28 protein-coding genes, 1 tRNA gene, 1 other RNA gene and 1 pseudogene are annotated in these 24,400 nt (G+C 47.9%); 18 read left to right on the forward strand and 13 right to left on the reverse strand.

All coding sequences use genetic code 11. The features are described from left to right. The first annotated feature begins 133 nt into the window (after positions 1 to 133). Together ffs and H6G45_RS05755 are read left to right on the forward strand one after the other, a co-directional pair. Positions 134 to 230: signal recognition particle sRNA small type (gene ffs / locus H6G45_RS05750), an RNA gene on the forward strand. A 30-nt stretch (positions 231 to 260) separates the two neighbouring features. Further along, positions 261 to 1,064, forward strand: coding sequence for a C40 family peptidase (locus H6G45_RS05755; protein WP_190597460.1), 804 nt, complete (start codon positions 261 to 263; stop codon positions 1,062 to 1,064). A gap of 64 nt (positions 1,065 to 1,128) precedes the next feature. On the opposite strand, the gene H6G45_RS05760 is transcribed toward H6G45_RS05755, so the two are convergent. The 3 genes from H6G45_RS05760 to H6G45_RS05770 form a co-directional block, all read right to left on the reverse strand. Further along, positions 1,129 to 3,204 carry a hypothetical protein gene (locus tag H6G45_RS05760; protein WP_190597462.1) on the reverse strand — a complete coding sequence of 692 codons (2,076 nt, stop codon included), beginning with the start codon at positions 3,202 to 3,204 and terminating at the stop codon, positions 1,129 to 1,131. 279 nt (positions 3,205 to 3,483) lie between these two features. Next, on the reverse strand, positions 3,484 to 3,897 hold the full coding sequence (locus H6G45_RS05765) for a hypothetical protein (RefSeq protein ID WP_190597464.1): 414 nt from the start codon (positions 3,895 to 3,897) through the stop codon (positions 3,484 to 3,486). A gap of 60 nt (positions 3,898 to 3,957) precedes the next feature. Further along, positions 3,958 to 4,602 (reverse strand): GUN4 domain-containing protein, encoded by a 645-nt coding sequence (locus tag H6G45_RS05770; protein ID WP_190597466.1) that lies wholly within the window; start codon positions 4,600 to 4,602, stop codon positions 3,958 to 3,960. 188 nt (positions 4,603 to 4,790) lie between these two features. Here H6G45_RS05770 and pyrB point away from each other — a divergent pair, with 188 nt between their 5' ends. After that, the gene (pyrB, locus tag H6G45_RS05775) at positions 4,791 to 5,789 is read left to right on the forward strand and encodes an aspartate carbamoyltransferase (protein WP_190597574.1); all 999 of its coding nucleotides are present in this window, start codon (positions 4,791 to 4,793) and stop codon (positions 5,787 to 5,789) included. 42 nt (positions 5,790 to 5,831) lie between these two features. Here pyrB and H6G45_RS05780 read toward each other — a convergent pair. Both H6G45_RS05780 and H6G45_RS05785 read right to left on the reverse strand, forming a co-directional pair. Then, a pseudogene (locus H6G45_RS05780) lies at positions 5,832 to 6,044 on the reverse strand (ABC transporter ATP-binding protein); the annotation flags it as partial. A gap of 42 nt (positions 6,045 to 6,086) precedes the next feature. Then, on the reverse strand, positions 6,087 to 9,017 hold the full coding sequence (locus tag H6G45_RS05785) for a cyclic nucleotide-binding domain-containing protein (protein WP_242018070.1): 2,931 nt from the start codon (positions 9,015 to 9,017) through the stop codon (positions 6,087 to 6,089). Between the two features lie 20 nt (positions 9,018 to 9,037). Here H6G45_RS05785 and H6G45_RS05790 point away from each other — a divergent pair, with 20 nt between their 5' ends. Together H6G45_RS05790 and H6G45_RS19800 are read left to right on the forward strand one after the other, a co-directional pair. Further along, entirely contained in the window at positions 9,038 to 9,304 is a 267-nt protein-coding gene (locus tag H6G45_RS05790) for a hypothetical protein (protein ID WP_242018071.1), read from the forward strand. Then, a complete protein-coding gene (locus H6G45_RS19800) occupies positions 9,265 to 9,396 on the forward strand; it encodes a hypothetical protein (RefSeq protein ID WP_277922709.1) in 132 nt (43 codons plus the stop codon). Before H6G45_RS05790 ends, H6G45_RS19800 begins: the two co-directional genes overlap by 40 nt. Before the next feature lie 67 nt (positions 9,397 to 9,463). On the opposite strand, the gene H6G45_RS05795 is transcribed toward H6G45_RS19800, so the two are convergent. The 3 genes from H6G45_RS05795 to H6G45_RS05805 form a co-directional block, all read right to left on the reverse strand. Beyond that, positions 9,464 to 9,553 (reverse strand) — tRNA-Ser (locus H6G45_RS05795). A 147-nt stretch (positions 9,554 to 9,700) separates the two neighbouring features. Next, a complete protein-coding gene (locus H6G45_RS05800; RefSeq protein ID WP_347338251.1) occupies positions 9,701 to 10,600 on the reverse strand; it encodes a DUF1838 domain-containing protein in 900 nt (299 codons plus the stop codon). Between the two features lie 41 nt (positions 10,601 to 10,641). Next, positions 10,642 to 12,081, reverse strand: coding sequence for a glycosyltransferase family 2 protein (locus tag H6G45_RS05805; RefSeq protein WP_190597468.1), 1,440 nt, complete (start codon positions 12,079 to 12,081; stop codon positions 10,642 to 10,644). Positions 12,082 to 12,249: 168 nt separating this feature from the next. Here H6G45_RS05805 and H6G45_RS05810 point away from each other — a divergent pair, with 168 nt between their 5' ends. After that, a complete protein-coding gene (locus tag H6G45_RS05810; RefSeq protein ID WP_190597470.1) occupies positions 12,250 to 13,200 on the forward strand; it encodes a stage II sporulation protein M in 951 nt (316 codons plus the stop codon). Between the two features lies 1 nt (position 13,201). Here H6G45_RS05810 and H6G45_RS05815 read toward each other — a convergent pair whose 3' ends face one another. Continuing rightward, complete coding sequence (locus H6G45_RS05815; RefSeq protein ID WP_190597472.1) at positions 13,202 to 14,434, reverse strand: bifunctional sterol desaturase/short chain dehydrogenase; 1,233 nt, start codon at positions 14,432 to 14,434, stop codon at positions 13,202 to 13,204. 203 nt (positions 14,435 to 14,637) lie between these two features. Here H6G45_RS05815 and H6G45_RS05820 point away from each other — a divergent pair, with 203 nt between their 5' ends. The 4 genes from H6G45_RS05820 (at position 14,638) to lpxB (ending at position 17,020) form a co-directional block, all read left to right on the forward strand. Further along, positions 14,638 to 14,895, forward strand: a complete 258-nt coding sequence (locus tag H6G45_RS05820) for a DUF4160 domain-containing protein (RefSeq protein ID WP_199309603.1) — start codon at positions 14,638 to 14,640, stop codon at positions 14,893 to 14,895. After that, positions 14,849 to 15,139, forward strand: coding sequence for a DUF2442 domain-containing protein (locus H6G45_RS05825; protein WP_190597476.1), 291 nt, complete (start codon positions 14,849 to 14,851; stop codon positions 15,137 to 15,139). The genes H6G45_RS05820 and H6G45_RS05825 overlap by 47 nt, the downstream gene beginning before the upstream one ends. A gap of 154 nt (positions 15,140 to 15,293) precedes the next feature. Further along, the gene (locus H6G45_RS05830; protein ID WP_190597478.1) at positions 15,294 to 15,821 is read left to right on the forward strand and encodes a DUF4330 domain-containing protein; all 528 of its coding nucleotides are present in this window, start codon (positions 15,294 to 15,296) and stop codon (positions 15,819 to 15,821) included. Between the two features lie 14 nt (positions 15,822 to 15,835). Next, positions 15,836 to 17,020, forward strand: a complete 1,185-nt coding sequence (gene lpxB, locus H6G45_RS05835) for a lipid-A-disaccharide synthase (protein WP_190597480.1) — start codon at positions 15,836 to 15,838, stop codon at positions 17,018 to 17,020. Between the two features lie 62 nt (positions 17,021 to 17,082). Here the strand turns inward: lpxB and petF1 are convergent, their stop codons facing one another. Beyond that, entirely contained in the window at positions 17,083 to 17,376 is a 294-nt protein-coding gene (gene petF1, locus H6G45_RS05840; protein WP_190597489.1) for a ferredoxin PetF1, read from the reverse strand. 405 nt (positions 17,377 to 17,781) lie between these two features. On the opposite strand from petF1, the gene H6G45_RS05845 reads away from it, so the two are divergent. Next, positions 17,782 to 18,384, forward strand: a complete 603-nt coding sequence (locus tag H6G45_RS05845) for an RDD family protein (RefSeq protein WP_242018072.1) — start codon at positions 17,782 to 17,784, stop codon at positions 18,382 to 18,384. Here H6G45_RS05845 and H6G45_RS05850 read toward each other — a convergent pair. Then, complete coding sequence (locus tag H6G45_RS05850) at positions 18,381 to 18,518, reverse strand: hypothetical protein (protein ID WP_190597491.1); 138 nt, start codon at positions 18,516 to 18,518, stop codon at positions 18,381 to 18,383. The two genes, H6G45_RS05845 and H6G45_RS05850, sit on opposite strands and share 4 nt — an antisense overlap. Before the next feature lie 225 nt (positions 18,519 to 18,743). On the opposite strand from H6G45_RS05850, the gene H6G45_RS05855 reads away from it, so the two are divergent. From H6G45_RS05855 to H6G45_RS05880, 6 genes are all read left to right on the forward strand, one after another. Then, on the forward strand, positions 18,744 to 18,992 hold the full coding sequence (locus H6G45_RS05855) for an NAD(P)H-quinone oxidoreductase subunit L (protein WP_190597493.1): 249 nt from the start codon (positions 18,744 to 18,746) through the stop codon (positions 18,990 to 18,992). 105 nt (positions 18,993 to 19,097) lie between these two features. Continuing rightward, entirely contained in the window at positions 19,098 to 19,412 is a 315-nt protein-coding gene (locus tag H6G45_RS05860) for a DUF3007 family protein (protein ID WP_190597495.1), read from the forward strand. A gap of 64 nt (positions 19,413 to 19,476) precedes the next feature. Beyond that, complete coding sequence (locus H6G45_RS05865; protein WP_190597496.1) at positions 19,477 to 19,980, forward strand: DUF177 domain-containing protein; 504 nt, start codon at positions 19,477 to 19,479, stop codon at positions 19,978 to 19,980. A gap of 113 nt (positions 19,981 to 20,093) precedes the next feature. Next, the gene (ilvA, locus tag H6G45_RS05870) at positions 20,094 to 21,620 is read left to right on the forward strand and encodes a threonine ammonia-lyase, biosynthetic (protein WP_190597499.1); all 1,527 of its coding nucleotides are present in this window, start codon (positions 20,094 to 20,096) and stop codon (positions 21,618 to 21,620) included. Positions 21,621 to 22,034: 414 nt separating this feature from the next. After that, entirely contained in the window at positions 22,035 to 22,598 is a 564-nt protein-coding gene (locus tag H6G45_RS05875) for a cell division protein SepF (protein WP_190597501.1), read from the forward strand. Positions 22,599 to 22,797: 199 nt separating this feature from the next. Continuing rightward, positions 22,798 to 23,187 carry a phosphomannose isomerase type II C-terminal cupin domain gene (locus H6G45_RS05880; RefSeq protein ID WP_190597503.1) on the forward strand — a complete coding sequence of 130 codons (390 nt, stop codon included), beginning with the start codon at positions 22,798 to 22,800 and terminating at the stop codon, positions 23,185 to 23,187. Positions 23,188 to 23,235: 48 nt separating this feature from the next. Here the strand turns inward: H6G45_RS05880 and H6G45_RS05885 are convergent, their stop codons facing one another. Together H6G45_RS05885 and H6G45_RS19500 are read right to left on the reverse strand one after the other, a co-directional pair. After that, entirely contained in the window at positions 23,236 to 23,490 is a 255-nt protein-coding gene (locus H6G45_RS05885) for a BrnA antitoxin family protein (protein WP_190597505.1), read from the reverse strand. Continuing rightward, a complete protein-coding gene (locus H6G45_RS19500; RefSeq protein ID WP_242018073.1) occupies positions 23,487 to 23,732 on the reverse strand; it encodes a hypothetical protein in 246 nt (81 codons plus the stop codon). Before H6G45_RS19500 ends, H6G45_RS05885 begins: the two co-directional genes overlap by 4 nt. A gap of 267 nt (positions 23,733 to 23,999) precedes the next feature. Here H6G45_RS19500 and groES point away from each other — a divergent pair, with 267 nt between their 5' ends. Next, positions 24,000 to 24,311: a co-chaperone GroES gene (groES, locus tag H6G45_RS05895; RefSeq protein WP_190597507.1), complete on the forward strand. Its 312-nt coding sequence runs from the start codon at positions 24,000 to 24,002 to the stop codon at positions 24,309 to 24,311. Positions 24,312 to 24,400: the final 89 nt, after the last annotated feature.

Raw genomic sequence — 24,400 nt, forward strand, 5'->3', positions numbered from 1 at the left:
TGAAATGCCGCTACCTTGTCTGGTTTTGTTGTTTAAGCATTTGGGCGGCAACCGCAGACTGAAGAACATTGCTCCGGAGTAAATCAGCCCCAACCCTAGGCCAAGGCGACGGAAAGTGTGATAGGTTAGGAATGGCTCGGACTCATGCGATTACAACGCCCAAATCTTGTCAGGACCGGAAGGTAGCAGCAATACGGGATGCTTGTGGTAGGCGTGAAATCCGGGCCCTCGGCTTTTCTGGGGAAGATGCAAACAGATTTATGACGGGCGAGCAGCAGTTCACATTACCGGCATCCCCCACAGGGCAGTTCATTTGCCAACAGGGTTTAAAGCTCTACGACAGCCCCGATCGCCAAGAACTGGCCACCCAAGCAAAGCAAGGGAGATATTTGCGTTTAACAGGGAAGATTGAACAGTCAGCAGTGTTGGCGGAACAGGCGGAAGATGGTTACCAGGGTTGGCTAGCAGAGGACGATTTACGGAGTTTGACCCCGGCCTTTAGTGTTTATCAGGCCGTAACAGCAACCAGAGCCGAAATTGAACAGCTCATTCCCCAGGTAATTGATTATTTGTTGGCAGCGAAGCAAAGGCAAAATTATTATCTTTGGGGAGGCAACGTTGGCCCCAACTATGACTGTTCCGGTTTAATGCAAGCCGCTTTTGCTAGTCAGGGTATTTGGTTGCCCAGGGATTCCTATCAACAAGCTGCCTTTTGCCAAACAATTGTTGATGTGCGCCCCCAACGGCGATCGGATAGTTTGGATGCTGAAAAGGTAGCGGCGATCGCCAGAGAATTTTTACCGGGGGATTTAATCTTTTTTGGCAATCAACGGGTGGATCATGTGGGGATGTATCTGGGGGAAGGAAAATATATCCACAGTTCTGGCAAAACCCATGGCCGCAACGGCATTGGCATGGATTCCCTGACGGATTTAGCCGACCCCATTAGCCATAAATATTTTCAAAAATGGTGGTTATGTGGCCGGGTGGTGAAAAGTTTTAATCCTGTTGAAGATTATTTGGCTAACACAGACATTGCGGTTGATACTGGGTTACTGAAGTGAGTTTTATCAATATATGTACTATTTTCAGGGGGATAAATCTTTAAATTGGCAATTGCGGGGGACATTAACCTCCTGCCGCAAAGGCCGGGCCTTCATAGGCGAAAGGATAATGGCCAGCAACTATCGAAGCGGATTCTGCAGGGCCCGCAAATAGGTAGGTACCGGAAAGCTCATTGTTTTGGAAGCGATTGAAATTGGTCATACCACCACCTACGCCTCCAAAATAGGTGTAAAAGGCAATTCCTTCTTCAACAAAATTGGGATAGTTTTGACGAATGGAAACAGCTTCTTCTGTGCCACTAAAAAGGTAGGTTCCTTCCCGACCAGGGCTGGTATTACGGAAACGGTAGAGAGGTTGCAGTAATGGATCGGTCTGACTGGTCGCAACTTGGAAAGCAAGTCCCTCTTCAACGAAATTGCGATAGTTTTGGCGAATAGAAACGGCTTCCTGCTCCCCGACGTAAAGATAGGTTCCAGGCCTATCAGTGTTTTGAAAACGAATCAGGGTGGTTGTCAATTTGTCCCGAAGCCCATTGTCTGGCCCAATATAGGTTTGATAGATTTCCCAGTCGTTACCGTCGTAACCAGTCCAAGCAACAATCTCATCGGATACCTGGGGATAACGATCATCACGGTTATTATTGGTTACCTGACGGGTGCTATTACCGTCATAGTACATAATCTCGTAATCAATGCCATCCCAACGTTCCCAAACCACCTTGTTCCCGAATAACTTGGGATTTGAGTCGAATTCTCCACCGAGTTTAGTATTCGACAGATTAATCACCGTTGTACCATCATAAAACATGATTGTAGTGGCGGCATCTTCATTTGAACCTTCCTGCCAAACTGTGTTGCGGCCTGATACTTGTAAGTCTCGAATAGGTGAAGCACTAGAAATTTGAGTTGTTTGACTTGTGTTTATATCATAAATATGAACTCCAGAAAATCCATTATTTTCATCAAAACTGCTAATACCCCAGCCAAGTTCGTTGTACCCCAAGGTTGTCCAAGCTATAATTTGTTCCGATACCACAGGGGAACTATTGAAGAAAGGACTATTAGTTAGTTGTACAGTACGTTCTCCGTTGTACCAGTAAATTTGGGCGTGGTGAATTCGAGGATTATCACCCAACCAATACCAATTACCACTTGACCAAACAATGTTGCTGCCATATATGCGTGGGCTGTGGTTAAAAAAGCTACGGGATTCTGGAAGGTCACTTAAGGCAATTGTTGTAAAGCCATCATAGAAAAAGATGTGAGCATCTTCTCCCTGACCATTTTGCCAAACAACTTTTCCATCATAGACTTGGGGATTATTACCACCTACGTAATGACTCGGTAATAACTGAGGCGTATGCCAGCCAGTCTTATAAAGACTAATTCCATTGCCAAGATAACCATGATCCCAAACTACACTGTCACCATTTATTTGTGGATTACCTCCATAAAAATCAAGTGATCGAGGTATAAAGCTATCGAATAAATAAATGCCGTGGTCGCTTTCCCAAGTAATTTTGTTGCCGGAAACCTTTAGTTTGTCACCATTGTTATCGGTGTCATTGGAATATCGGCCAGAAGCCAATGGGTCAAATAGGGAATTAACACCATCGTCAAAATTATTATTTGTAATTTGAACAATATTAAAACCACTCTGCTCGATCACCGTTGGTTGACCGTCAAGAGTTACCATTGCCCAGTCATTTTCCGACTGCAAGCGCAGAATATCTAAGTCAGAGAGGGGTTGCCCCATCACCACCGCCGCAAAATATTCCCCCTCATCCCCCGGAGTGTCCTCATGATTTAACTGACTGTCCAGATAGTGACCATACTCCTCCAGAAAAACCTGGGTAAGGGTGAACACATTGCCCTGGGCTAATAATTCTTCGGATAGATATAAGGTATTAGCGCTGGCCGCAAATGCCCCCTGGGCATCGTTGATCTGAGCCGCTGGCACAAATCTTAACGTTGGTAAAGAGAGGAACTGTCCCAATTTCCACCCGTCAAGAAGACGGTCAAAAGAAACTTGATCACCAAAAACTTCCTGCAGTAGAACCTCGCTATTGCCAAGGGAAGCAAAGGACTGTAGGTAGTTTAAAGCTGAGGTTAGGATTGGTTGCCAATTATTGATAGCCATAAGAGCAAAGTTCCCTTACTGAAAAGTATGGAATTAATCGTTTCCCAAGTATTGGTGTTAGGTTAACCAGCCGTTCCTCAAGAGAGACTTATACTCTTCCACAATCTCCAAGGCCAAAATGGGGCAAACTGGGCATCTATAAAGACTCCCATACCCATAGCTTATGTTAATCCGTAGCAAAAAAAATTGGCAGTCAAAATTAATATTTTGTAAAATTTACGTAGGAAAAATGGATTGATAAGCTAAATTTCACTGTTTAACTCTATGAATAGAGAGCCATTATGAGATAATTGTTTCGGGATTTTTAATTCTCTGTTCCAGTTCATCAATGGTTTTCAGTAGCAACCTTTTAGCTTGTAATTTCCAGCCCCACTGTTGAATTTTGATTGCTATGGGTAAGGCGATCGCCGGAGCCAGAAAATCCAAGGGTTGTTGCAAGGAAATACCGAACAGTAAGCCCAAGCCCGCAATGCCCCAAAAAGGTAGGGCCGCTGTTTGGCGGTTATCCTCCACTAAACGGGGCAAAAAACCCTGGGGCATAATGGCCAGCACCTCTGCTTTTAACTCCTGTTGTTGTTTGTAGTTAAGGGACAAAGCCATTTTGCGACGGATTTTTTCGATTTTGCGGGCTTCACTGCTATATTCCGTCAGTTCGTCCTCCGCCATCCGCACATAGGTTTCTAAATTTGCCATGGGCTTACCTGTTACCTTGCTGAATTAATTGCTCAAGATTCTTCTGCAGAGAGATTTTCCCTAGGAGCCAAAGGGAGTAAAGCGCACTGGAGCAGTGGGTACCTGTCCCGATTGACAGGACTGGAATCTACCCATAAGGGCAGTGTATTCTAAACGGCCACCATTAATTTGGTACTCATCCCTGGGGCTGGGCAGATGACCCACCGGAGCGTTGATGGTAAAGTCCAAATTTTTCTTAAAAATGACCCATTGATTATCCTTACGCCAGCCGATGCGATCGCCAAATTGATCATAGGACTCCGGTGACATCAATCTACCAGGGCGATTTCCCGTGGCCAAAAACGCTTCCAATTGGGGGGTGAAGCCAAAACGATTCTTGGAATGTTCCAACCATAACTGGTCAATGGTCTTCAAGTCTTGACAGGGAATTTGCTCAATGGTGTCGGTGGTTAACCAACCCTGCAGAGTGCGATTAGCGGCGCTCAACAGCAGACGGCGGGTAATTTCATTGGCCTGGTTAAACTGCTGGGCCGCTAAGGCCGTTTCCAGAGGCTGAAAATTTAGTTCCACCTTGGGAATTGGGGTGGCAGTATTATTTTGGGGAGCCGGGGGCATGAACTGGGCCCTAACCAATGGGGCCGTTGTCACCAAGCTTCCTAATAGAACTGTCGCGGCAAGTTTCAGCAAATGGGTTGCAGTGGTCATATTCAAAGGCAGTCAAATTAGGGCAAAAGCTAAACAGCGTCGGCGCATTTCAGAATACCACGGACTTTTAGCTAAATACATGGGAACGTTCCCCCCTAGTGTAGCGGGGAAAAGACTTGCGTTAACTGGCGATCGCCGCCAAGATGGATCGCTGGGTAGCAGTGTCTGCCCCATATCCATTTAAGGCAATGACCATGGTGGCCAGTTGGACTCGAAACCACATTTTAGACCTAACCGATTGGCGGGGCGAGGAATTAGATATTGTGCTACAGACCGCCACCACTTTCCAGCAAGTATTAAAAGGACAAACCAAAAAAGTACCAGCCCTCCAGGGGCAGGTGGTCACTAACCTTTTTTTTGAGCCATCCACCCGCACCCGCAGTAGCTTTGAGCTGGCCGCCAAACGCCTCTCCGCCGATGTAATGAATTTTGCCCCCGGCAGTTCCTCCCTCACCAAAGGGGAGACCATTTTAGACACCGCCAAAACCTACCTTGCCATGGGGTCTGATATTTTTGTTATCCGCCACCAACAGGCAGGGGTGCCCCATTTTATTGCTTCCCAAATGGACCGGCTCCAAACCGGTGTCAAGGTACTCAATGCCGGGGATGGACAACATGAGCACCCTTCCCAGGGGTTACTAGACTTATTTACCATTTGCTCCCAATTTGCGCCGGACAATCCTGCCATTCAATGCCTTCAGGGAAAAAAGATTGCTGTGGTGGGGGACATCTTGCATTCCCGGGTGGCCCGTTCTAACCTGTGGAGCTTGACCACCGCTGGGGCCGACGTGCATTTAGCAGGACCTCCCACCCTATTGCCGAAAGAATTTCAACAATTAACCCTAGCGCCGGGATCGGGGAAACTCCATTGTCATTGGCAATTACAGCCAGCCTTGGAAGGGGCCGATATGGTTATGACCTTGCGGTTACAAAAAGAACGAATGACGGCCCATCTTTTGCCCAGTTTGCGGGAATATCACCATTATTTCGGTATTACCCACGATCGCCTGAAGGTGTGTCAACCGGGGGTGAAAGTGTTGCATCCGGGCCCCGTGAACCGGGGAGTAGAAATTAGTTCAGAATTGATGGATGACCCGGAAATTAGCCTAATTCAAGACCAAGTGACCAGTGGAGTGGCAATCCGCATGGCCCTGCTCTATTTGCTGGGCACTGTTCAGGAAGGATAGAGCAAGGGTAAATTCTAGCCTTAGATTGCTCAACACCGCTCACTAATGATGGTTAAAATATCGCTCCAGAAAATCTAAGGCATGGTTTCTTAAATCGTAATATTCTTGAGTTTCTCGCATGGCATGGCGATCGCGAGGATGGGGAAAAGGCACCTTTAAAATTTCACCAATGGTGGCATTGGGACCATTAGTCATTAATACAATGCGATCGGCCATATAAATTGCCTAATCCACATCATGGGTAATCATTATCACTGCCTGGCGATCGCCTTTAATTCCGAATATTCCTCAGGGAGATTAAAATGCTTGGACAGAACGCACAAATCTTTGCAATTGACGACTTTCTAATTCCAAAACTCGCCGAGCAAAATCAGGATCATGGTCGAGTAAATTGTCAAACTGGTCTACGGAAATGGCCAAAATCCTCGTACCTCTACTGTCAGCAATGATAGTATTTTCTGATTTACTGTGGGCTAAAACTTCTAGTTCATCTAATGTTTGCCCAGGATGCAATTGCTCAACTCGAACTCCAGTCTCCGTTTGATAGTGAACATTAGCATCTCCTTCGATTAACAACAGTAATTCTCTACAGGTATCCCCCGCTTCGGTGATCACGTCCCCTTTGTTATAGGTCCTCACTTCAGCCCGCTCTGCTAGGGCAATGAGAGTTTCACTTTGCATACGGTGGAAGAAATCACTATTAAATAAATAAACTACTTTTTCTAAGTCAGGAAATTCAGTTAAAGGGGGATTTTTTGTTGATGTTGATTGCCAAGCGAGGAAGTGATCTAGAGTGTATTGAACTAGATGGGAATTAAACTGATGGCCATAATTAATGCCAATGGTTTGACTACGTTGGGGTGCTAATTGGGTCAACATATAAAGGGCAGCGGCTTGGACCATGGGATTTTGATCCTGGAGCAGAACTTCTAAGTAGGGCAAAATGGTTTCTGGAGAAAGTTCCAACGAACAGGACAAAGGTTTTTCCCCCGGTTCAGTCAAACATTGACGTATTTCTGCCGGTAGGCGATCACCCCAATGTTCCTGCTCTAAAAGTTCACTTAAAACCGTTGGGGAAGCCTGTTGTAAAGATTGTGCTAGGGGCAAAGATGCCGGGGCAGATTGCAGTTGCTCTAGGGTTTGTAGAACTGAGCGGACAATTAATTCTTTTTTGTGGCTAATGTTTTCCTGTAACAGGGTTAATACTGCCTTATGTTCCTGGAGGATGGGTTGATTAAGGGCACGGTAACAATCAATTAATTCCGGCAGTTGGGCCAGTAAAAATTCTGCTTTTTTTATGCTACTGGTTTCATCGGAAAAACCACTTAAAATCCATTCTTCTTCTTGGGGCGTAATGGAATATTGACGGCGCAGGGAACGAATGGCGGCGGAATCCTGTAATGATGTCGGCTCAAAGGTGTTGAAACTTGCCTGTTTTTGTTGTAGCAACAATAGGCGTTCCAGGGATTTACGATAACCAGTCAGGCGTATTTGGTTCTCCAGGGTTCTTTGGCGATCGGGGTTGAGCAATGCTGGATCTTCAATGCCCAATTCTTCGAGCACTAAACGGTGTTCATCGTCCGTAATACCCAATTCCTGGCGCATTTGTTGTAGAACCTCCAAGCTACTGGAGTAATTCACGTAACCCTCTTCTAATGCTTCACGGACCACCCCTTTATAGGCCTGATGGCGTTTTTCCCGGGTAAAGCCGGGCAGAACCTTTGCCAGCACATAAACTTCATGGGTATTGAGGTCGCTTAATGTCCGCCCTTCTAGAAATTGTGAAACATTGACCTGCAGTTTTTCTAATTGCTTGCGGAAACGGTTAGCCAAGTTTTCCCGGGAATATAAATCGGCACTGCGTCGCCAGGTTTTGTACAACCAAAGGGTACTTAGGGTTACCAACCCTATATCGTACAGATACTGCACTGCCAGGGGAAGAAGTTGTATTAATGGTCTGCCGGCAAAAATAAAGAAAAAGTTGAAAATCGCAAAGGTACAAACGGTAAAAATACGATGGCGGATAATATCTATATTTAAACTGTTTTGTTGCTGCCGATTATGGACTTTAATTCGTTTTTCTAACCATCTTCCAGCACCATAGGCAATGGCGGTACACGCCCCTAATACTAATGGCACTGCCACTATTTTTGGAATATTAATAGCTTGGTCAAATAGGTAAAATCCGGGTGATAGTAAAGAATTAAGCTGATCCGTTTGCCTTGACCATACTCCAGAAAAGTAATAGTTCCAATTGCCAGCGTAAAGATAATAATAGGCAAAATAACCTATGACTAAACCGACGTAGCCATAGCGCAGAAATGCCGTTTCCGGTTGATTTAAACTGTTCCAGTAGGTGCGCTCCGCATCAATGTCAATGCAGGGATTTTGACAGGCTACGCAAGCACTTTGCTCTTTGCCATCCGGCAGTACTGTGCGGCACATGGATTGGGTAATGAGTTCTTCACTGGTGTGGGCTTTGCTGGCCAACAATCCCCCCGGTTCGCCGTAAATACTCTGCACTGGGGCCATGGGGCAAAAATATTGACACCAGGATTTGCCGCCATACAGGTAACCGACGGTGATAGCCATGGCCACTGTGAATAATAGCCAACCCCCTAGCATCAGGCGATCGCCATTAAAAAAGAGGATGCGCCCACATAGGCCGATGAACAACCAACTAAATTGCACATAGGCATAGTTCCGACCGAGCCAGGAATTGCGGTCCACTTTGGCCAGTTCGTAGCGCACTTTGCCGGTCTTTTTATTTTCCCGTTTGAATTGCCGTTGCCATCCCAAAGCCCGAGGAATTTGGGAGAGGAAAGAAAGGGGACAAATCCGTCGCCACAGTTCATGGCCGAACACTAGCAGGATAAAAATGGCCGCTGGCACGATTGCCCCCCAAAACAGGGTTGTGCCGAGGGCGTAGGGTTGCTCCGCTAAACATTCCCCTTGGACTTCAATGCATTGATTCGACAACCGCAGTGGGCTCCAGGGATGGTCCGCAGTGGTGAGGGCAGATGTCCAGGGGTCATAGAATAGGGAGGCAATAATTAACAGCCAACCCCCGGTTAATATCCACCGAATCCAGTGCATCCGTCGCTCTGACAGTTGTGCGAACATAGACAAATCCTTTTCTGGTTGGGCCTTTATCCATTCTGCACTCAATGCTAACCTGTTTTGCCATTGATTTTCATCTGGGTTAAAGCTCAAAATCGCAGTAATCATTCCCAACGGGGGCAAAGACCATGATCCAACCCGCCATCCACTTGGCCCAAAAATTTGGCGATCGCCTTGCCGCTTGTGATTATGGAAAAGCTTGGGATTTATTATCCCCGGAGCTTAAAAGGGAATATTCTCCCCAAACTTTACAAACGACGGTGGAAGAGATGATTAGCTATGGTTCTGGTCCCATCCAAAGGGCGATCATGATGACGGATTGTCTGTTGACGAAGTGGCAATACAATACCCCGCCATGGAAAACGACGATGTGGTGTGGCTATACGTTGCCCTAGAGGGAGAAGATTTTGGAGAAGCCGTGACGGTGATTGTCCAATACCAGAGCGAAAAACTCGCAATCCGTTGGTTAGAGTGGGGCAGACCTTGAAAAAGTAACGTCATCACCACCCTTGTCTTGAACCAACTAACTCAACTTTAATTAACCAGACAAAGAACGGAGAGAGAGGGATTCGAACCCTCGATGGAGCTATAAACCCCATAACTCCTTAGCAGGGAGCCGCTTTCAACCGCTCAGCCATCTCTCCAGAGTGACAGTTCCATATCATAGCAAACAATGACGTCTTCCGCCTTTTTCAACTGGTAATTTCCACTTTCTTTGGTGGGGCGGATAATTCGGAAACTCGACGTTGGTGTTGAAAAAATCCAATGTTGAATACTAAAACAGTGTCCGGTTACTGATTGCCGCCACTTTCTAAAAGTTGCCGGAATGAGCTCCAACTGGTTTCGTTGGGACGTTGGTCAGATAGGGATGGTGGCTTAACGTACTCTGGAAAGTTGTTGGCAATCTCTGTTTTCATTACTACCGACAAATCGTCGAAGCTGGCTAATTTACGTCCAGCGGTATGAAAATACAACAATCCAACCCGATCGCCCATTTCCATCCAAGGCAACCAGTTGGAAAGCCGCGCCCAACCGATGGAGGCCGGGGCTGAGGTCTGCCGGGGATTACTCAACTCATCCACACTACCAAAGAAATTGAACATTTCCGTGGCGTGATAGGTTCCCCCCACATAACGCTGAAACTCTCCACCCAAGGGATTAGGGTAAAACAGGGGCACGGTTACGTTTATCCACCATTGGTTTCCTCGCACGGTAATGTCTCTGGCGATCGGACTGCCGTCATTGTCCTTTAAGCGATAGCTAAAATTTACCGGATCGTTAGCCACATGAAAGACTTCCACTGTTTTGCCGGTCCAGGGATTTTCCCACTGACGTAACACCTCTCCGGTCACGGGATCTTTGTAGAGTAAAATCTCCCGACTCACCATGCGAAAATCCTCGTCATCATTGCCATCTGCTAGGGGGCCACATTGACGGATATTCATGCCCTCCACCAGAAAAAGTAAGCGGTCTGGTTCCCCTGGAATCCGACTATAGGTTTTGCCTTCCCACCAGTAGGTTATTGGTTGACCATCTTCCGTCGAGCAGAAAATTTTCCGCAGGGCCTGTAGTTGACCGGCCGGCTCCCTCAGTTCCAAGGCCTCGACCTTATTCTCTCCCATGCCGACTAGCAAAAGTACCAGGGATAGGGGAGAGAGGAGAGCAGCAGAAAACTTTGGCAGGTTGAACACAATGATCGGGCCCTAATAACAATCGAAAATTTGCTTGTTCCTTAGCTTTGCTTTAGCTCGAGGGCATCTTCCGTAGTAGTGCCGTGGACAGTTTTTACCCACTTGAGACGCTTTGGTCGGAAGGCCATGCGGGCAGTGACGGCGGGCATGATGATCAGCCAGTGGAACATGTAGATGGTACCGCCAATGGTGCGGGCAAGCAGGGTCGGGATCTGTTGCCAGGAAGACTGGCCTTCACTGGGAGTTAAACGTCGCAGTCCATGGTACATCCCCCAACAGGAAAAGCCGATCGCCAAATAACTGAGGGGAGTGAGCAGGGGAAAACGTCTTTGCCACAGGGCCATGAGTAAATCCGGTACGGCGGCGGTGGGCAAAAGATATTGCATCAACAGAAAGGAAAAGAGGTCTAATTTTTTCTTCCAGCCCAGGGGTTGGGTGCAAATCCAGCGCCAGTAATCCAGGTAACGCTGGTAACCCCCTTCCGCCCAGCGATTGCGTTGGTGCCAAAGGGCGATCGCCGTGGTAACCCCTTCTTCTTCCACCGGGGGATTGACCAAAATGCCAACTTTCCATTGGTGGAGGTGGAGGCGGATGGTCAAGTCTAGGTCATCGGTAATGGTTTGTTCATTCCAGCCACCTACCGCATCCAAGGCTTGGCGGGCCACAAATTGGCCATTCCCCCGCAGTTCTCCAATGCCGCCGGTAACAATTCTTTGTTCTTGGAAATAGGCATCCAGGGCCATTTCCGCCCCTTGGCCCCTGGTCCAAAAATTCACCCCTTCATTGGCGATCGCCTTCCGTACCTGGAGGGCCCCAAAGGTGGGACTGGCAAAATAAGGTACCACCCGCCGCAGTAAATCCTTGGGCACATCGGCATCAGCATCAAATACCCCAACGATGTCCCCCTGGGTTTGGGCTAGGACTTCGTTTAAAGCTCCAGATTTGCCGCCACTGGCCCCAGCGCCCCTTCTCAGCACTTGTAACTGGGGGTATTGCTGGCGTAGTTGATCAAGGATAACCGGAGTGCTATCAGTACTGTTGTCGTCCACAATCCAAACTTCATGGCGATCGCCTGGATAATCCAAAGTGCATAACTGCCGGACAATTTTACTGATCACCGCTTCTTCATTTTTCGCTGCCACCATCAAACAAACCTGGGGATAATGCACTGCCGATTCTGTCCCAGTCACCATGGGGGGAGCCGCTTCGGGAGTTGCCTTCATTAACCTAAGGGCTTGCAAAGAGAGAGCACCGGTGAAGGCCCACACTAACCAACTACCCCAAACCCAATAATGGAGGGTAATCACCAAGGTCCAAATAGCCATGAGCACCACTGCGGCCTTTTTGCGCCGCCCTTCCGATCCCCGGAAAAAGTCGTTCCGAAAATCCTCCTCCTCTGCCTCGGGATCGTCCCATTCTGCCAGGAAGGCCTCCAGGGGAGACAAATCGGCATCGTTATCTTTCCACGGAAATTGGGGCATAGGTGACCTGTGATGTAGTCAGGAAAACTAGACATTGCCCTCCATTCTAACGATTGCTTGCGATATTTTCGGGGAGTGGCCGCCGCCCAGGGTAAATCTCCACCGTCCACTGGGGGGTCAAGGGCGGGAACTAAGTGCAAAAATAGTTTATTTTCTAGGTTTTTTCCCATGGATTTTCGTCGCTGGATTGCCCGCCGTGATCAGGATTGGCAGACCCTTGACCAAATTTTGACCCGCCTGGAAACCAAGGGGATCAAGTCCCTGCCCACGGAGGACATTCAGCAGTTGGCTAGTTTATACCGGGCTACTTCCGCCGACCTGGCCCGGGCTCAAACCCACGACCTCAATCCCCGTCTGAGGCAGAATCTACAAAGTCTCATTACCAGGGCCTATAGCCAAATTTACCAGGGCGATCGCCGTCAGGAGTGGAACAAAGTCGCACAATTCTACCTTTGGCAGTTGCCCTTAGTGTTGCGCCAAACCTTTAGTTACACCATGGTGGCCTTTGGTATTTTTTTCCTGGCCAGTGTAATTGCTTGGTGGTATAGCTGGCGGGATCCAACCTTCTTGGAATTGGTGGTACCAACGGATTTAATTAGCACCGTTCGGGATAAAGGCCAGCTCTGGATGGGCTCAATTTTAACCATGAAACCGGTGGCGGCCAGCGGCATTATGATCAATAACCTTTCCGTTGCCTTTGGCATGGTGGCCGGTGGGGTGGTGGTGGGACTATGGACCATTTATGCCCTGTTTTATAACGGTCTACTGCTGGGGGCGGTGGGGGCATTGGTGGCCCAACATAATTTGGCCATTCCCTTTTGGGGTTTTGTCTTTCCCCATGGCTCCTTGGAATTACCGGCAATTTTTCTGGCAGGGGCGGCGGGCTTACTCATTGCCAAGGGGTTATTGTGGCCGGGGCCCTACCGTCGGGGTTACGCCCTCAAACAACAGGCGATCGCCGCGGCTCAATTGGTATTTGGCATTGTGCCCCTGCTAATTATTGCAGGCATCATTGAAGGGTTTATTTCCCCTGCTCCCTGGATTCCCGATGGCTTGAAATATCTTTTGGGAGCAGCATTTTTTTTGCTACTACTCAGCTATGGGTCTCGGCAAAAGTAGTTTAGGACTTTTTGCTAAAGCAACGGAAATAAAGGGAGACAAAAAATTCCTTAATGGGAAAGGCAATGAACGTGATTGGGTTGATGGTGACAATAATATTACGGCTGTCCCGCTTTACCCCCTTCACCACTTGCCGAGCCACCCAGGAGGCACCCATAATGCCCACTGGATTGAGTTTGCTTTTGAACGGCCCCAGGATCAGTTTACGAATCACGCAGGGGGAATCCAATCGCTTCAAGGTAACCAAATCCCCTAACGCTCGCTTACTCAGTTCGTACAAAGGGCTAAACGCTGGATTAACTTCCGCCTCGGAGGTATTCACCCAAATTTCTTTGGTGGCAATGTGTCGATTAGTTTTTACCGTGGCTAGGAATAATTCCATTAGGCGCAGGGCAGAAAAAGTATTAACTTCGTAGGCTTGCTCAATTGCCTGGCCATCCCGCCGCTGGTGGACGTTTACTCCATGGTTAATGACCAAAATGTCAATTTCCCCTAGCAAATCCTGGAGTTGATCTTCCTGGCCGATGCACCATTGTTCAGTTCTAATGGGAATGGTTTTGCCTGATCCAGCAACGGTTACTTCATGGCCACAAGACGTAAGGGCGATCGCCTTAGCCCCCTGTTGATGGAGTTCCTGCAAAAGAGCCTGGCCAAAACCACCGGAAGCCCCGGTAACTGCAATTTTTTTGCCTTTGAGGGACAAAGCGGTGCCCAACATTTTATCCACCAGGGTTAGGGTTCCACAGAAGTAAGCATTGGGATCATCAAAATGGTGGCGCCAATGGTAGGTGCGGTTCACCATCCAAGGGGCCGGCGGCGCTAAAAATGGACCTGGGCGGTGGGTTAAATCCGTAATCTCATCCGCATTGGGCAGTCCCATTCCCCTGGCGATCGCCGATAGTAAAAACCCCAGCGTGTAAACTTGCCCAGCGCAGGCAGCTAGGATTAGGAGCCAATGGTCAGAACTCTGCCACATCCAGGTTAACAAGGGCGGCCAAATGCCAAAAGCTAACATTACTAATGCTTCCGGCACATCATTGTACCAGTGAGCCTTTTGATAAATTTCCGTGCTCACCACCGATAAATCAGAGCGGAATACCCGGTGGTGCCAGCCATGGAGACGATAAAGGGGCGACCAAACATGGGCCAAGGCATGGTAGCTGTCCCGCACCAGTTCCACCCACAGCACCGAAGCCAGGGCTAAACCCAACCCCATTAACCAAGCCATTGTCATACGTTAAAAATTTTTACTGCTATGTTAAGTTTTGTTTTATCGATGGTAACGGTTTACGGCTCGAGCAGATCCGTTTGCCCAGATATTCTTGATGATTGCGCCGCTTTATTGGTTCATAAAGACTTTTTTGTCATAGAAAAAATGTAGAGGATAGAGTACTCGTTGGACAATTAGTCCAAAAACTTACTGTTAACTTTTAGCATATGCCTACCCTATCAAGCTTTTATGGCATTAAAATCACCATGAACTATAATGATCATAATCCGCCCCATATCCACGCTGAATATCAAGACTATGAAGCAATTATAATGATTCAGACAGGAGAAGTCTGCGGGCAAATATCTAAAAGAGAATTAAATTTAATTTGGCAATGGCTCGATTTACACCAATCTGAATTGTTGGAGAACTGGGAAAATGCCCGTCAAAGAAAACCGCTCAGTAAAATTGCCCCTCTTCCATAAATCCAATGTATGGTTAAATGTCATTTCTGTGGAGTATTTGGGTGAATATCAATTAAAGCTAAAGTTTAATAATGGCATAGAGGGCGTCGTCGATTTAGAACAAGAGTTGGATGGAGAGATTTTTGAGCCATTGAAAGATAAAAATTTATTTCAACAAGTATTTTTAACTAGTCGAACTATAGAGTGGCCAAATGGCGCTGACTTTGCACCTGAGTTTTTATTAGAAATTGCCCTCAAGAAATAATCCAACAATAAATCTAAGCTAATAATTGCCCAGCGGAGTATGCCAGAAAACCATGGTTAAACTTCCTTGTCATCCCCCATGGTAGAATTGCGACGGTTTTGACCAAAGTCCCAATTTTTTCTGCAAAGCATTTAGTAATCATTCCAATTTTCCCATGAAGCTCATCGATTCCCGTGGCAGAATTTTCGGCATCATCAGCCTGTTGGACCTGGGGGCCGCTCTGATCATCCTCATGGTAGCCGTGGGCATTTTCGTTTTGCCGGGTAGTTCGGGGAAAAGTATTCTTGCCCAAGCTAACGCCGCATCTATCGAATTAACCGCCATTGTCCGGGGGCTAAACGTATTGGACCCCCAGGTGGTGCTGGATGAGTTTAAAGCGGAGAAAACCAACATCATTATCCGCAATCAACCCGCAGGGCAGGTAGAAGTGGTCAATGTGCAGGAACTACCCCGTAATCTGGCGATCCCCCAACCCGATGGCTCGGTGAAATCTTTGCCGGATCCTCGACCAGAATCTAACTACAGTCGGGATATGCTCCTCACCCTCAAGGGCAGGGGGGATTTTACCTCCACGGGCATGGTACTGGGGGGACAAAAGGTAAAAATTGGTACGGTACTGGAACTAGAGGGAAAAAACTATAATTTCAATGCCAGTGTGGTGGGTATCAAACAGCCCAATTAGCGCCCATCATTTCTATGAGAATTTTTATTAGCACGGGAGAGGTTTCTGGAGATCTCCAGGGGTCTCTGTTGGTCACAGCGTTAAGGCAACAGGCCCAGGAGCAGAACTTAGAACTGGAACTGGTGGGTTTGGGGGGAGAAAAAATGGCGGCGGCGGGTATGAAGTTGCTGGCCAATACGGCGGCGATCGGTTCTGTGGGATTGACCGAATCCCTGCGGTTTATTATTCCCACCTGGCGCATTCAACAACAGGTTAAAAGTTATCTCAAAACCAATCCAATTGATTTGTTGGTCTTAATTGACTACATGGGTCCCAATTTAACCATCGCCAATTATTTGCGGAAAACCTACCCTAATCTGCCAATTTTGTACTACATCGCTCCCCAGGCCTGGGTTTGGTCTCCTACAAAAAGGGAAACGACTCAAATCATGGCCGTAACCGATCGCCTGTTGGCCATTTTTCCGGGGGAGGCAGAATTTTTTCGTCATCAAGGTTTAGACGTCACCTGGGTGGGACATCCATTGTTAGACCGCATTACTAAGGAAGCTCCCAGTCGAGAGGTAGCCCGTAAAAAGTTGGGCATTGACCAAAACCAAACGGTGATTACTCTCCTGCCCGCTTCCCGTATTCAGGAATTGCGCTACTTATTACCGCCTATTTGTGGCGCCGCCCAGCAATTGCAGAGTCAACTGCCGAATGTGAAACTGCTTTTGCCCGTTTCCCTCAAGGATTATCAAGCCCAGATAGAACAAACCCTGAAGGAATTCAATTTGACGGTGCAACTGTTGGACGGCAAGGAGACCCTAACGGCGATCGCCTGTGCCGATCTGGCCATCACCAAATCGGGAACGGTGAATTTGGAAATTGCTCTATTGAATGTGCCCCAGGTTATTCTTTATCGAGTCAGCCCCCTGACCATGGCGATCGCCAGACGAATTTTTAAATTTGACCTGCCCTTTGTGTCCCCCACCAACATTGTGCTCAACCGGGGCATTATGCCGGAACTACTGCAGGAACAGGCCACCGCCAGCAACATTGCCCAGGCCGGCTTGGAATTACTGCTGAACGGCGATCGGCGAGCCACCATTGCCCAGGATTACCAAGCCCTCAGAGAAGCCCTCGGGGAACCGGGGGTTTGTGAACGGGCCGCCCAAGCCGTACTGGAGTTTGCCAGTGGACGACAAAAAAGCAGGGCTTAAACCCTGCCGTGGACAATTATGAAACTATCAAACTCACTAGCCCATGGCCAGCATCCTTACCCTTAGTAGAGGTCTTCTTCTTTGTGGGTTTCAATGGTGCAATCAGAGGTGGGATAAGCCACACAGGTCAAAACATAACCAGCTTCAATCTGGTCATCATCCAAGAAAGACTGATCGGATTGGTCAACACTACCGGAGGTGATCTTACCGGCACAGGTGGAGCAAGCCCCAGCACGGCAGGAATAGGGCAGGTCTAGACCAGCTTCTTCCGCAGCATCGAGGATATAGGTATCGTCAGAACATTCGATGGAACTTTCACCATCGGGGGTGATTAATTTAACGGTATAGGATGCCATAGATGTTTCCTCTTCTCAAAAAAACAGTAGAGAGATTGCCTCATGAAGCCTCCATCGGGACAACTATATCCAGATCGAGCTACTTCAGAAAACTTAACTGTTCTGATACTACGGGAAAATCTTGAATTGACAAGGAAGCATTAGCAATGAAATGGCTAGGTCTTAATTAGATAATCTTCACTTATGTTTGCCCCCAGAGTATTTTTGCCCGTCGACCTGGCAATTACAAAATCAAGAAAAGGCTAGAATCCCAGGGATTAAGGGAGTTTTAAGGACTGGGAGTGCAAAGATGGAAAGAATTAATCTTCCTGGGGTTTGACGATAAGATTGTCTAATCATTGCCGATGATAAGCCCCAGGGTCTGGCATGCAGCGGTGCCCCAACAAAATGGCAAAATAGACGGCAATGGCCAGTGGTTCCATTAAAGATTGTCCCTTGCCCCCTGAGCAAAGCTTGATTATGTATGACGACGACCAGCGCCGCGATCGCCGCTTACCCCTGGCCCCATTGGAACGGCGAGGCTATGGCTACCTGTTGGATTTTGTCGTGATTTGGTTATTTAGCAGTCTGGCTGCGGGTTGGGTACAGCTACTAATTTTTATCGCCGGTTGGTTTGCCCTAAGGGTAATTTTGGTGTCTGCTAACCAGGGGCAAAGTTTGGGGGGCTGGGCCTTTGACACCAGGGTGGTGCACCTGAAAATGAAGCGTTTGCCAGGCATTTTGGAGTTGAGCCAGCGGGAAGGCATTTTAGGCGCCGCTTCTTACCTAGCCATGGTGGGCTTAAACATTAACTTTGCCAATGGGGTAAGTTTTTTATTGTTGGTGGCCCCCCTGTTTGGCGATTTAATCTGGGCGATCGCCGAGGATGGCCTTGGCCAAGCTTTCCATGACCGTGTTGCCGGCACAGTGGTATTGAGCAGTCGGCGGGGTTTTTCCCTCGATTTGAGGCTAAAAAAGTTCTGGTTTGACCTGAAAAAACAATGGGACAATAGGCAAAGAAGACGTTAGGTATAGGTGGAACCATTGACCAAAATATGGGTGAGCGATTCCCTTTTCTCCCTGGCGGACTGGGGGCAATAGCCTGGTGGCAGATGCGCCTTGCGCCCTAGCTTAGATTTTTGATACAGTATCGGAGTTAACACGGTAACAAATAGCAAAAACCAAGCTAAACAAATACAAAGTATTTTTTGTAGCCGTGGTTCGCCCTTCGGAACAAGGATTTTCCGCCGATCGCCAGAATGTAGAACTGATTATTCTTCGGAATAGCAAGCAGTTCTCTGGGTAGGGAGTCCCTTTCTTTAACAGGGAAGATTAGTTCACAATTTCACTGGGCTGTTGCCCCCTGACCTTAAACCCCAGCCAGGATTATGGAAGATTTATTAGGTTTGCTACTTTCCGAAACCGGTTTATTGGCGATAATTTACTTAGGCTTAAGCCTAGCTTATCTATTAGTTTTTCCCGCTTTATTGTACTGGTACCTGCAAAAGCGTTGGTACGTAGCTAGTTCCATTGAAAGACTGGCCATGTACTTTCTGGTATTTCTCTTCTTCCCTGGCCTATTGGTACTCAGTCCAGTGCTGAATTTGCGTCCCCGCCGCCGGACTCAAACTGCCTAAATTTTGCCTTTATTGAAATTGTAACTGGGGCGGCCATGCTCCAGACCCGGTTGCCCCCTTGTTTTTTGTCCGTTGTCACCATTTGTCATTCCAGGGAGAAACACCATGCGACGCATTGATGCTTTGGCCATTGCCCTGGGTTTTTTCCTCCTGGGCGGAGTGGTTTACGCTGGATTACAGGGCTTTGGCATCGAAGCTCAACAAGCGGGCATTTGGACCCAAGCGGTGCTGGTGGGGGGCCTACTGATTTGGTTGCTTTCCTATGTCACTAGGGTATTTACCCACGACATGACCTACCACCAACAAATTAAAGAGTATGAAGATAAAATGATCGAACTCCGTTGGGCCAATATGACCCCAGAAGAACGGGAAAAACTGCAGGCTGAAGTGGTAGAAGAAAAGGATACCCTCAGTTCTTGAAATGCCAGAGGTCTTCCTAGGCTATTGTTGTGTTGTTGGCTGATAATACTTGCCGATTTTTGCCATGGTCATACAGCCCATTTATCTCCCCCATCTGCTCAAGCAGCCCCGGTCTACCCAGGTCTTGTCCGTTGACCAGGCGATCGCCGACTTAACAACCTTAACCCCAGTGCGAGGAACGGTGACGGTGCGCCATGGGGGAACCTTTTTGGAAGTGATAGCCGAGGCGGAAACCATTGTTACCCTCCACTGTGACCGCTGTGCCCAAAGCTATAACCAACGCTTGGCATTAGACACCAAGGAAATACTCTGGTTGGATAACCAAGGGGATGATACGCCCTTAGCCTCGGAACGGGAACTGAGTTGGGATGATTTGTCGGAAGTACTGGCTCCCGATGGCCACTTTGATGTGGAAACCTGGTTGTACGAACAGTTTAATTTGGCTCTGCCCCTGAAAAATTTGTGTGGGAAAGATTGCCAAGCCCCCCAGGTACCTAATAACAGCCCAGACAACGGCTTTGATCGCCGTTGGGCAGCCCTAGCGGATTTAAAACAGCAATTGAATTAACCAACTAGGAATCAGGGAAAATTCCTGGGACTTAGCTTGGTACAAGCCTCTGCCAAAGAATGGGAAACTGGAAAGGGTGATTTTAACCACTACCCTTTTTGCTCTCCTTTTCCATGACCACCGATTACCTCGAAAGAATTCTTAAGGCCCGGGTTTATGATGTGGCGATCGAATCTCCGTTGGATTTTGCTGCCAATTTATCCAAGCGGCTGGGTAATCGGGTTTACTTTAAACGGGAAGACCTACAGCCAGTATTTTCCTTTAAGTTGCGGGGTGCCTATAACAAAATGGCCCAGTTATCCCCGGAATTATTAGAAAAAGGAGTAATTGCAGCTTCGGCGGGTAACCATGCCCAGGGGGTGGCCCTAGGGGCTTCCAAGTTGGGCACCAGAGCCATTATTGTGATGCCGGAAACCACTCCCCAGGTGAAAGTGGAGGCTGTCAAAGCTCGGGGAGGTGTGGTGGTGCTCTATGGGGAAACCTATGACGATGCCTATGGCCACGCGCGGCAGTTGGAGCAGGAAAAGGGGCTAACTTTTATCCATCCCTTTAATGATCCCGATGTGATTGCTGGCCAGGGCACCATTGGCATGGAAATTTTACGTCAGTATCAACAGCCCATTGATGCAATTTTTGTGGCGATCGGCGGCGGGGGACTGATTGCTGGGGTGGCGGCCTATGTTAAACGGCTCTATCCAGAAATTAAAATTATTGGTGTGGAGCCCAAGGATGCCGATGCCATGCGCCAATCCCTGGCGGCGGGGAAACGGATCAAGCTAGACCAAGTGGGGCTTTTTGCCGATGGTGTGGCGGTGCGGGAAGTGGGAGACCTAACTTTTCCCCTTTGTCAGCAGTATGTAGATGAAATTTTGGTGGTAGATACCGATGACACCTGTGCGGCCATTAAAGATTGTTTTGAAGATACCCGCTCGATTTTGGAGCCAGCTGGAGCCTTGGCCATTGCGGGACTAAAACAATATGTGCAAAGGGAAAACTGTCAGCAACAAACCCTAGTGGCGATCGCCTGTGGGGCCAACATGAACTTTGACCGATTAAGATTTGTGGCGGAACGGGCTGAATATGGGGAACAGCGGGAGGCTATTTTTGCAGTGACCATTCCCGAACAAAGGGGCAGTTTGAGAAAATTTTGTGAAGGGTTGGGCAAGCATAACATTACTGAATTTAGTTACCGCATTGCGGAGGGCCCTGATGCCCATATTTTTGTCGGCATTCAGGTGCAAAATCGTGGTGATGCTTCCCAGTTGGCCGCCAACTTCACCCGTCAAGGCTTTAAAACCCTGGATTTAACCGATGATGAACTGACCAAACTCCACCTACGTCATATGGTGGGAGGCCGCCCTCCCCAGGTGACCCAATCGGAGAACCAGCGGGAATTACTGTACCGGTTTGAATTTCCTGAGCGGCCGGGGGCATTAATGAAATTTTTGGGTTGTATGAATCCTGCCTGGAATATTAGTTTGTTCCATTACCGCAACCATGGGGCTGACTATGGCAGAATTATCGTTGGTATGCAGGTTCCCCCAGCAGAAACGGAACAGTGGCAACAATTTTTAGCTAATCTAGGCTACCGTCATTGGGATGAGAGTGATAATCCAGTTTATCGTCTCTTTTTACGCTAATTTTTTGCCCAGTTCATGCTAGTAATTAAAGGTATCTTTGCCCATTGCCTAGATTTCTGCCCTTGGTTACTGGTTCGGCCTCTGTCAGGGGAAAATCAAAAAATTCTCGGTAAAATATCGGCAAAAACCTACAAAAGTTAGGAACATTTTGGTAAATTGTCACGACAGGGGTAGGAAAACTAGAATTCGGTCATTTATTGACTGAAAAAGAAAGGGCCCGATCTTAGTAGCTCCTCGCCACTGAGTTGCCGCTCCTTTCCTCCCCGACCCGATGAGCAGCCCAATCTGCCAAGCATATCTGCGGTTGATGCCGTTTGCCATGGCCTAGGTCAATATCTTTCCTAGTCTTGGTTACGAGGCTGGTTCATCCCATTAACCCCTTTCACTTTACCCAGGAAATACGGACGGTAAACTATGATTTTGACCAAGTTAAAAGACTTCGTCGGCATCAGTGAACATGATGAGTACGAAGAAGATTACGATGAAGAAATGGAGTTGCCCCAAGCGGTGACCACTGCCCCACCGCCCGCAGAAGAAGTTGCCCCTCTCCCCCGCATTAGTCGGGAACCTTTAAGCTTAAATAATGACACCCCTATTGGTACAGGAGTAAGAAATAACGTGATTGGTATGCCCGGCATCAACAACAGTGTGGCAGAGGTGGTCGTCGTCGAACCCCATTCCTTCGATGAAATGCCCCAGGTGATTCAAACCCTACGGGAACGGAAGTCGGTAGTGTTAAATCTGAATGTGATGGACCCCGATGAGGCCCAACGGGCGGTGGATTTTGTTGCCGGTGGTACTTTTGCCATGGATGGCCACCAAGAACGGATTGGTGAGAGCATTTTTCTGTTTACCCCCAACTGTGTGAAGGTAAGCTCCCTGGCCGGCCGCAGTCAGGAATCCAACGATGCCCCCGCCAGCAGTGGTGCTGATTCTTTTCCCACTTGGGGCTATGAGACTAGCCGTTTGGCCCAGTAATCACTAAGCGGGAATTTTGTTGCAGCTGTTTTCGATCTTTTGATCGTTGCTTCAATTCCTACCCCAAATATCTAAAAGCTCTGACCTTGGTGATCGGGGCTTTTTTGTTGTTTGTTTGATTGCTCGGCAAATTCCGTGGCAGTTTAAAATTGAGGCAAGTCCGTGGTCTTTTTCACCGTTTGGCTTGATGTTGTCCACCATGAATGATTCCCCTGAAGCCCCAAGTCCGGCCCCCATGCCCCATCCCGAAACGACCCGTACTCCTCCCTGGGGCATGGTCACCATGTTGGAAGAGGGCCCCCGCTATCGCATTAACCGTATTGTGGTCAAACCGGGGCAACATATGAGTACCCAGATGCATTACCACCGTAGTGAACATTGGGTGGTGGTGTCGGGTACGGCCAAGGTGACCTGTAACGGCGAGGAGAAATTATTAAACCAAAAGGAGTCCACCTATGTGCCGATGAATACCCCCCATCGGGTGGAAAATCCTGGGGTGATTGACTTGGTGATGATTGAGGTACAAAACGGCGAATACCTGGGGGATGATGACATTGTCCGCTTTCCGGAAGAGCTTTCACCATCCTGATTGAAATATTTTCTGTCGGGGGACGATTAACTGGGATATTTCCGCCGATTAGCGTGTTTCTGACAATTCTTCGCGGAGAATACGTCTCAAATCTGTTTCTGTGATTGATTGTTCCGAAGGGGATTGAATGGATTGCTTTAACACCTGATTGATCAACGTTTGATAACCCATTCCTTTTGCCTCTGCTTCTGCCCGGAAATGGTCTAGAACGTCATTATCCAGATAAATCGTAATGCGGGTTTTTCCCTGGGATGGGATCATAGCCCCCCGTTTGCCTCCGGAAAAATCATATTCCTGTCTCATAAGTTTTTGTCTCCTGTTTCGTGGCACGTCGGGCTGAAATTAAGCGAATAATTGCCCCTCGTATAAACAACAACGAAGATAGAGCCAGTGTTTCCCATTCCTACTGCAATAAAACGTTCTTCTATGACGGAGTCAGGATCGAGATCGTGAATAGCAAGAGGATCAAAAAAGACCATTTCAGCTTCTGCAAAGAAAGGAAACGCCATGCTTTTGCTGATTAGTTTTGGCCTTTTGGGAATCATACTCAAAGCTCATACATATATGATATGCATTAGGAAGAGTTCGGTCAAAGAAGTAACAGTCCTGGCTCACATCAATGATCGCCTCGCGACAATCTTGACTCTAACTAGAACTCAATTTTTTTTCCTCAGTTCGGGAAACCACACTCACTGGGGTGTTGCACTGGGTCGATCAATTTAGCTAAATTAGCACTCGTGAGGTGGGAGTGCTAAGCCCCCCTCCAAAATCCCTACTGACCGTGCAAGACTATCATCTGGAGGATGACTTCTATGGCCGCTATTACCATTAATGTTTCTACTGTGAAACCCCTTGGCGATCGGGTGTTTGTGAAAGTAAGCCCCGCTGAAGAGAAAACCGCTGGGGGTATTTTGTTGCCCGATAATGCGAAAGAAAAACCCCAAATTGGTGAAGTGGTGCAAGTGGGCCCCGGCAAACGCAACGACGACGGCACCTACTCCCCCGTGGAAGTCAAAGTTGGTGATAAAGTCCTTTATTCCAAATATGCCGGCACCGACATCAAGCTTGGTGGCGACGACTATGTTCTGTTAACTGAAAAAGATATTTTGGCCTCCGTTGCCTAGGTCTATTAATTTTTACCGATCCTGACCTTTGCTAAGGCTTTCAGGATTTTTACCCATTCATCTATCCCATTAATCTGCCCACGAGGTTT

It is taken from the genome of Synechocystis sp. FACHB-383 (assembly GCF_014698605.1).
Lineage (GTDB): Bacteria > Cyanobacteriota > Cyanobacteriia > Cyanobacteriales > Microcystaceae > Synechocystis > Synechocystis salina.